This is a genomic window from Kitasatospora sp. NPDC048365, from assembly GCF_043200835.1.
GTDB lineage: Bacteria > Actinomycetota > Actinomycetes > Streptomycetales > Streptomycetaceae > Kitasatospora > Kitasatospora terrestris.
Genome location: NZ_JBICYJ010000057.1, coordinates 43053 through 50474, shown reverse-complemented (window position 1 = coordinate 50474; position 7422 = coordinate 43053). Strand labels below are relative to the sequence as shown.

The following is a 7422-nucleotide window of genomic DNA, read 5'->3' as shown; positions in this document are numbered from 1 at the left end:
GTTACATTCCGAACCCGGAAGCTAAGCCTCACAGCGCCGATGGTACTGCAGGGGGGACCCTGTGGGAGAGTAGGACGCCGCCGAACAATCATTCAAAGACCGAGGCCCCCAGCGATTTCGCTGGGGGCCTCGGTCTTTTTTTGGTAGTACCGCCGCTCCGAGGCGGTGCCGGCCTCTGCTTGCAGGGGCCGGACCACAGCGGATGCCGGACAATGGATGAGGTGGGCACGCGGCCATGGGGCCGGCGGCCCGGACGCGCTGGGACCGATCGACGGTCGCTGGCGCCACAGCTTGTAGCAGCAGACAGGAGTCACCAGCATGTCTAACCCGTCCCAGGACCGTCCCGAGCGTCGATCGGACGGGGGCCGCGGTTACGAGCCCCGTCGTGGGGGCGGGCCCAACGATCGTGGCCCGCGCCGGGACGACCGGGGTGAGGGCGGTTTCCGTCGCGACGACCGCGGCGGAGAGCGTGGTGGCTTCCGTCGTGACGACCGCGGTGGTGACCGTCCGCAGGGCGGTGGCTTCCGTCGGGACGACCGTCCCTCGGGTGGCTACGGCTCCCGTGACCGTGACGACCGTGGCGGCGACCGTGGTGGCCGTTCCTACGGTGACCGCCCCCAGGGTGGCGGCTACCGCGGCGGCGACCGTCCCCAGGGCGGCGACCGTCCGCAGGGTGGTGGCCGTTCTTACGGTGACCGTCCGCAGGGTGGCGGTTTCCGTCGGGACGACCGTCCGTCGGGCGGTTTCAACCGTGACGACCGCGGTGGCGACCGTGGTGGCCGTTCCTACGGCGACCGCCCCCAGGGCGGCGGTTTCCGTCGCGACGACCGTGACGACCGCGGCGGCCGTTCCTTCGGTGGCGACCGTCCGCAGGGTGGTGGCCGTTCTTACGGTGACCGTCCGCAGGGTGGTGGCTTCCGTCGGGACGACCGTCCGTCGGGCGGTTTCAACCGTGACGACCGCGGTGGCGACCGTGGTGGCCGTTCCTACGGCGACCGCCCCCAGGGCGGCGGTTTCCGTCGCGACGACCGTGACGACCGCGGCGGCCGTTCCTTCGGTGGCGACCGTCCCCAGGGCGGCGGCTTCAACCGTGACGACCGCCCGCGTCGGGACGACCGTCCGCAGGGCGGCGGTTTCCGCCGCGACGACCGTCCCTCGGGCGGCTACGGCCGTGACCGTGACGACCGCGGTGGCGACCGTGGTGGGCGTTCCTACGGTGACCGTCCGCAGGGTGGCGGTTTCCGTCGGGACGACCGTCCGTCGGGCGGCTTCAGCCGTGACGACCGTCCGCAGGGCGGGTACCGGCGCGACGACCGTGACGACCGTGGCGGCGACCGCGGTGGCCGTTCCTACGGCGACCGTCCGCAGGGCGGCGGTTTCCGTCGTGACGACCGTCCCTCGGGCGGCTTCAGCCGTGACGACCGTGGCGGCGACCGCGGTGGGTTCCGTCGGGACGACCGTCCGTCGGGCGGCTTCAGCCGTGACGACCGTCCGCAGGGCGGGTACCGGCGCGACGACCGTGACGACCGTGGCGGCGACCGCGGTGGCCGTTCCTACGGTGACCGTCCGCAGGGCGGCGGTTTCCGTCGCGACGACCGTCCCTCGGGCGGCTACGGCCGTGACCGTGACGACCGCGGCGGCGACCGCGGTGGCTTCCGCCGCGACGACCGCGGTGGTGACCGTGGCGGGTTCCGCCGTGACGACCGTGGCGGCGACCGCGGTGGGCGTTCGTACGGTGGCGACCGTGGTGGCGACCGCGGCGGGTTCCGTCGTGACGACCGCGGTGGCGAGCGTGGCGGCTACCGCCGGGACCAGCAGGACGAGCGCCGTCACGAGCCGGTGCAGCGGCTGCCGATCCCGGACGACGTGACCGGCTTCGAGATCGACGCCGATGTCCGTCAGGACCTGAAGAGCCTGCCGAAGACCCTCGCGGACGACGTGGCGCGCAACCTGGTGATGGTGGCGCGGCTGCTCGACACCGAGCCGGAGGAGGCGTACAAGTACTCGCGCGTCGCGCTGCGGCTGGCGTCCCGGGTCGCGAGCGTTCGCGAGGCGGCGGGTTTCGCGTCGTACGTGACGCAGCGGTACTCGGAGGCGCTGACGGAGTTCCGCGCGGCTCGTCGGATGACGGGTCGGGTGGACCTGTGGCCGGTGATGGCGGACTGCGAGCGTGGTCTGGGCCGTCCGGAGCGGGCGCTGGCGATGGCCGGTGAGCCCGAGGTGAAGCAGCTGGACAAGGCCGGCCAGGTCGAGATGCGTCTGGTCGCGGCGGGTGCCCGCGGCGACATGGAGCAGTTCGAGGCCGCCGTGGTGACGCTGCAGAGCCCGGAGCTGGCGTCGAGCGCGGTGCACCCGTGGACGGCGCGGCTGCGGTACGCGTACGCGGAGGCGCTGATCGCGGCGGGCCGCGGTGACGAGGCGCGCGACTGGTTCGCGAAAGCGGCGGAGGCGGACACCGACGGTTCGACCAACGCGTCGGAGCGGCTGGCGGAGATCGACGGCATCGAGTTCGTGGACGCGCTCGACGAGGACGCCGAGGACGACGACGTCGAGGACGTCGAGGAGGCGGAGGCCGGGGCGAAGCCGGCTCGGCACATCGCCAAGGACGAGATCGGCGACGACCGGATGATCTTCGAGGACGAGGAAGACGTCGAGGAGTTCTACGACGAGGACGACGTCGAGATCGACGAGGACTACGAGGACGAGGCGCCGAAGCGCACCGACCGCGACTGATCCGCGATCGACTGATTGATCGACTGACCGAAGAGCCCCGGTACGCATCCGCGTACCGGGGCTCTTCGCGTTTCTCAGCCCAGGTCGAGGGAGCGCAGGACCAGCCCGGTGGCGGGCTTGGGGCCGAAGGAGGTGGACTTGCGCGGCATGGTGACGCCCTGTTCGGCCAGACGGCGGACCACCCGCTCCTCGACGGGGTGGAGCAGCACGGCGGTGCCGCCGGTGCGGGCGGCCTCGGCCTCGGCGGCTTCGGCGGAGTGCAGGTAGCCGATGTCGTCGGGGCCGTCGGGGAGGCGCCAGGTGTGGTCGAGCAGGGTCTCGTGGAGCACGGTGGCGTCGAGCCGGCGCCACTCCTCGGGGCGGTCGGTGCGGACCGTGTCGGCGAGCAGGGCCGGGTCGGGGTCGCTGAGCAGCCGGTAGGTGCCGTCGCCCGCGGTGAGCAGGAAGGCGTTGGCGTCCGAGTGCTTGGCGTCGGCGAGGGCGTGCAGGGCGGCGTCGAGCGGGCCGGGGACGTCCTTGACCTGCCAGTGGTCGCCGAGGGCGGCGAGCGCACGGTCGAGGGGGAGGCGGTAGAGGACGCGGTGGATGGCGCGGACGGCCAGCGGGTAGCGGGCGGTGTCGACGAGCAGGACCAGGCCGCGGTCCCAGGGGCTGCGGGGGAGGTGGCGGTGCTCGCGCTGGAGCCGCAGGTACATCTCCCAGCGGTGGTGGCCGTCGGCGATGAGGGCGCGGCAGGTGGCGAGGTCGCGGGTGACCTTGGCGAGGTCGGTGGGGTCGGTCACGGCCCACAGCCGGTGGTCGGTGCCGTCGCTGGTGGTGGTGGCGAGCAGGGGCTCCTGCCGGACGGTGCGCTCGATGACGTCGGCGGCGCCGCCGTTGCCGCGGTAGGTGAGCAGCAGCGGTTCGAGGTTGGCGCGGGTGGTGCGCATCAGGCCGACGCGGTCGGCGACGGGGCGGGGCATGACGTCCTCGTGGGGGAGGACGACGCCGGCTTCGCGTCCGCTGACGGCGAGGGCGCCGATCAGGCCGCGCTGCAGGGTGTCGGGGCCGTCGCCGTGCAGGCGCTGCTCGTAGACGTAGAGCGCGGGGACGGGGTCGGCGGTGAGGACGCCCTGCTGGCGCCACTGGGCGAGGAGGCGGGCGGCGTGCCGGTAGCGGGTGTCGCGGTCGGGGCGGTCGCCGGCGTCCTCGGGTTCGGGGCGGGGCAGGATGAGGCGCACGATGTTGTGCGGGTCGGCGGTCTCGAGGTCGAGGCGACGGTCGGGGTCGACGACGTCGTACGGGGGTGAGGTGACGGCGGCCAGCGTGCCGACCCGGTCGGGGACGTAGCGCAGGCCCCGGAACGGGGACAGGGACAGTCCTGCGGTGGCGACGTGGCCGGGGTCTCCGGGGCCGCCCGCCGAGGGCTCTGCGCCGCTTTCGGCACGGTGTGAGCTCATCTTGGGCATGTTAGTCGGGTAGTCCTTGTTGAGAGATCACTATGTGCGCGGCCGCGGCGGCCGCGGGCGGTGGGACCGGAAGCGGGGTACGGCATGGTGGGTGGGCACGGGTACCTGAACGGCAACAGCGCGGACGGTGGGGCGGGCATTCCCGGCGGCGGTGCGGGGGAGGACGGTGCGGGGCTGCCGGAGGGCGGCGTCTACGACTGGTTCCGGCGCGGGGTGCTGCTGCTGGAGCAGCGGCATCCGGCTGCGGCGGTGCAGTTGCTGGCGCGGGCGGCGGAGGCGGAGCCGGGGTCGAGATCGATCCGGGAGGCGCTGGCCCGGGCGCAGTACGACGCGGGGTCGTACGCGGAGGCACTGGAGAACTTCCGGACGGTGGCGCAGGCGGATCCGACGGACGACTACGCTCAGTTCGGTTGGGGAGTGGCGGCGGCGCGCCTGGGTGATTTCGAGGCGTCGGCGAAGCACCTGTCGTTGGCGGTGGCGATGAGCCCGGAGAACGCGCACTATCGGGCGGCGCTGCGGCAGACGCGGGCGACGCTGGCGGCCCGGGCGGGTGCCTACGGGCCGCTGCTGCCGGGTGCGCCCGGGTACGAGGCGCCGCCGCAGGACCCCGAGCAGGGCGTGTAGCCGACCGACGAGATGGCAGAGGTGGAAGAGGGATGACGCAGGGCGCCGCCGGAGGGTCCCGGGTCGCACCGGGCGGTTGCGACCGTCCGCTGACCGGGGCGTACGACACCGCGCTGTTGGACCTGGACGGGGTGGTGTACGCCGGCCCGGCCGCGATCGAGCACGCGGTGGAGTCGTTGGCGGTGGCGCGGGCCGCGGGGATGCGGCTGGCGTACGTCACCAACAACGCCTCGCGGCCGCCGCGGGTGGTGGCGGCGCACCTGTCGGAGCTGGGTGTGCCGGCCGAGCCGGAGGACGTGATCAACTCGGCGCAGGCGGCGGCGCGGCTGGTGTCGGAGCGGGTGCCGGCCGGGTCGAAGGTGCTGGTGGTGGGCGGCGCGGGGCTGGAGGAGGCGCTGGTCGAGCGCGGTCTGGTGCCGGTGCGTTCGCTGGACGACGATCCGGCGGCGGTGGTGCAGGGCTACGACCCGACGATCGGCTGGGCGGACCTGGCGGAGGCCTCGTACGCGGTGGGCCGGGGGCTGCCGTGGGTGGCGTCCAACACCGACATGTCGATTCCGACGGCGCGGGGCATCGCGCCGGGCAACGGGACGCTGGTGGCGGCGGTGCGGGCGGCGACCGGGGCGGAGCCGGAGGTGGCGGGCAAGCCGCTGCCGCCGATGCACCGGGAGACGGTGATCCGCACGGGTGCGCGGCGGCCGCTGGTGGTCGGTGACCGGTTGGACACGGACATCGAGGGTGCGTTCAACGGCGGAGTGGACAGCCTGCTGGTGTTCACGGGGGTGACGACCCCGGCGATGCTGCTGTCGGCGCCGGTGGAGCACCGGCCGACGTACCTGGCGGAGGACCTGCGCGGGCTGCTGGAGGCGCAGCCGGAGGTGGTGGCGCTGGGCGGTGGGGTGTTCGGCTGCGGCGGCTGGTCGGCGTCGGTGGTGGACGGTGCGCTGCGGCTGGAGGGCGCGGGGGAGCGCTGGGACGGGCTGCGGGCGCTGTGCGGCGCCGCCTGGTCGGCGCTGGACGCGACGGGGGCGGCGGCGGACGGGCGGAAGGCGCTGGCCGAGCTGGCGCTGTAGGCGCAGGCCCAGAGGGGCGTACGCCCCGGGGGCTAGAGGAGGGTCCGCAGGCGGAGCAGGTCGCGGAAGCCGGCTTCGAGGCGGACCCGTCCGGCGGCCCAGGCGGAGGCGAAGTTGAGCTTGCCGCCGACCAGGGCGACCAGGTCGTCGCCGCTCATGGTGAGCCGGATGTCGGCCTTGGTGGCGGGCCTGCCGGGGGCCTCGGTGACGTCGGTGATCCGGCCGTCGCGCAGGCGGCCGGTGAACGTCAGGTCGAGGTCGGTGAGGTGGCAGGTCAGCGAGCGGTCGAGGGCGGCCGCCTTGCGGACGTCGCCGCCGGAGCCGGCGAGGTTGTGGCTGAGCTGCTCCAGTGCCGTGCGGCACTCCTCGATGCTGGCCATGGCGGTGGGGCTCCTGGTGCGGGCGGGTACTCGTCCGGTCCACGCTAGCGCAGCGGTTGGCGGAGCCGGAGGGCCGAGCTGCGGCGGGCGGGCGGGGGTTGGGGGTAGCGTCGGGTGTCGGGAAGTCCGGTGCACGGCGCGAGCGAGGAGGCACAGGGATGCTGCGGGATGCGGTGCGGGGCGTGGTGGTGGTCGCCGCGGAGCTCGCCGAGGAGGCGGGGCGGCGGGCGCTGGGGGCGGCGGAGGGGCTGCTGGCGCGCGGCGGGGTGGACGTGGCGGAGCTGGAGCGGCGCCTCGGCGGGCCGTTCCCGACGTCGCCGGAGGAGCTGCGGACGCTCGCCGGGGAGGCGGTGACCGCGGGCCGGGCCGGGATCGACCTGGTGACCGGGGTGGCGCGCAGCGAGGTGGAGCGGGTCTTCGAGAAGGTCGGCGACCAGGTGGTGAAGGTGGGCGTGGTGCTCAGCTTCCTGGAGTCGAAGCTGCGGGAGGTCGAGGAGGAGCAGCCGGCGCCGGCGAAGCCGGAGAGCCGGGCGGGCGGGCTGTTCCAGGCGGGCTGGGAGGCGGAGGCGCCGGCCTACGAGTCCGAGCCGGGCAACGGCTGGGACGCGGAGGAGTGGGCCGAGCCGGAGCCGGAGGACGTGCCGTCGGCGGCGCCGGCAGCTCCGAGGAAGGCCATGCCGAGGAAGCCGGCTGCGGGGAAGAGCACGGCGAAGAAGGCGGCGGCGCAGGGTTCGGCGGCGGGTTCGGCCGCGAAGAAGAGCACGGCGAAGAAGGCGGCGGCGAAGAAGGCCACGGGCACGTCGGCTGCGGCGAAGAAGGCGGCGGCGAAGAAGACCGCGTCCGCGGGTACGGCGAAGAAGGCGGCGGCCAGGAAGGTCGCGGTGAAGAAGACCGCGGCGGCGGGCACCGCACGGAAGACGTCGGCGAAGAAGACCACCGTGGTACGGCGCAGCAGCAGTGCGAAGGAGAGCGGTTCCGATGGCTGAGCCGGAGCCGACCGGCCATCCGGGGGTGGACGACGCGCTGGCCCGGCTGGAGGAGCTGGACGGGGTGGACACGCAGACGCGGGTCGAGGTGTACGAAGATGTTCACCGGCGGCTGTCCGAGTCCCTGGCCGCCCTCGACAGCGAGTGATTCTTCGTAGGAGCTGAGTTCCCCAGTGGC

At 74.1% G+C, this 7422-nt stretch carries 7 protein-coding genes, 1 rRNA gene and 1 pseudogene; 7 read left to right on the top strand and 2 right to left on the bottom strand.

The window, feature by feature from the left end:
- From rrf to ACGFX4_RS36675, 3 genes and pseudogenes are all read left to right on the top strand, one after another.
- Positions 1-86 (top strand): 5S ribosomal RNA (gene rrf / locus ACGFX4_RS36685); the annotation flags it as partial.
- Between the two features lie 232 nt (positions 87-318).
- Positions 319-1260 (top strand): annotated as a pseudogene (locus tag ACGFX4_RS36680) (hypothetical protein); the annotation flags it as partial.
- Positions 1261-1839: 579 nt separating this feature from the next.
- Positions 1840-2733 carry a tetratricopeptide repeat protein gene (locus ACGFX4_RS36675; protein WP_393084367.1) on the top strand — a complete coding sequence of 298 codons (894 nt, stop codon included), beginning with the start codon at positions 1840-1842 and terminating at the stop codon, positions 2731-2733.
- Positions 2734-2807: 74 nt separating this feature from the next.
- Here the strand turns inward: ACGFX4_RS36675 and ACGFX4_RS36670 are convergent, their stop codons facing one another.
- Positions 2808-4172: a DUF1015 family protein gene (locus tag ACGFX4_RS36670; RefSeq protein ID WP_393084361.1), complete on the bottom strand. Its 1365-nt coding sequence runs from the start codon at positions 4170-4172 to the stop codon at positions 2808-2810.
- A gap of 93 nt (positions 4173-4265) precedes the next feature.
- On the opposite strand from ACGFX4_RS36670, the gene ACGFX4_RS36665 reads away from it, so the two are divergent.
- Both ACGFX4_RS36665 and ACGFX4_RS36660 read left to right on the top strand, forming a co-directional pair.
- Positions 4266-4805, top strand: a complete 540-nt coding sequence (locus tag ACGFX4_RS36665; RefSeq protein ID WP_393084359.1) for a tetratricopeptide repeat protein — start codon at positions 4266-4268, stop codon at positions 4803-4805.
- 32 nt (positions 4806-4837) lie between these two features.
- Positions 4838-5878 carry an HAD-IIA family hydrolase gene (locus tag ACGFX4_RS36660; RefSeq protein WP_393084356.1) on the top strand — a complete coding sequence of 347 codons (1041 nt, stop codon included), beginning with the start codon at positions 4838-4840 and terminating at the stop codon, positions 5876-5878.
- 32 nt (positions 5879-5910) lie between these two features.
- Here ACGFX4_RS36660 and ACGFX4_RS36655 read toward each other — a convergent pair whose 3' ends face one another.
- On the bottom strand, positions 5911-6258 hold the full coding sequence (locus tag ACGFX4_RS36655; RefSeq protein ID WP_393084353.1) for an alkyl sulfatase C-terminal domain-containing protein: 348 nt from the start codon (positions 6256-6258) through the stop codon (positions 5911-5913).
- A gap of 158 nt (positions 6259-6416) precedes the next feature.
- Here ACGFX4_RS36655 and ACGFX4_RS36650 point away from each other — a divergent pair, with 158 nt between their 5' ends.
- Positions 6417-7244, top strand: coding sequence for a hypothetical protein (locus tag ACGFX4_RS36650; RefSeq protein WP_393084351.1), 828 nt, complete (start codon positions 6417-6419; stop codon positions 7242-7244).
- Positions 7237-7392, top strand: a complete 156-nt coding sequence (locus ACGFX4_RS36645) for a hypothetical protein (protein WP_393084348.1) — start codon at positions 7237-7239, stop codon at positions 7390-7392. Before ACGFX4_RS36650 ends, ACGFX4_RS36645 begins: the two co-directional genes overlap by 8 nt.
- Positions 7393-7422 lie beyond the last annotated feature (30 nt).

Excerpts from the sequence above, each read along its gene's own strand:
- ACGFX4_RS36670 (WP_393084361.1), bottom strand. The coding sequence starts at position 4,172 with ATGAGCTCACACCGTGCCGAAAGCGGCGCAGAGCCCTCGGCGGGCGGC.
- ACGFX4_RS36665 (WP_393084359.1), top strand. The coding sequence starts at position 4,266 with ATGGTGGGTGGGCACGGGTACCTGAACGGCAACAGCGCGGACGGTGGG.
- ACGFX4_RS36660 (WP_393084356.1), top strand. The coding sequence starts at position 4,838 with ATGACGCAGGGCGCCGCCGGAGGGTCCCGGGTCGCACCGGGCGGTTGC.
- ACGFX4_RS36655 (WP_393084353.1), bottom strand. The coding sequence starts at position 6,258 with ATGGCCAGCATCGAGGAGTGCCGCACGGCACTGGAGCAGCTCAGCCAC.
- ACGFX4_RS36650 (WP_393084351.1), top strand. The coding sequence starts at position 6,417 with ATGCTGCGGGATGCGGTGCGGGGCGTGGTGGTGGTCGCCGCGGAGCTC.
- ACGFX4_RS36645 (WP_393084348.1), top strand. The coding sequence starts at position 7,237 with ATGGCTGAGCCGGAGCCGACCGGCCATCCGGGGGTGGACGACGCGCTG.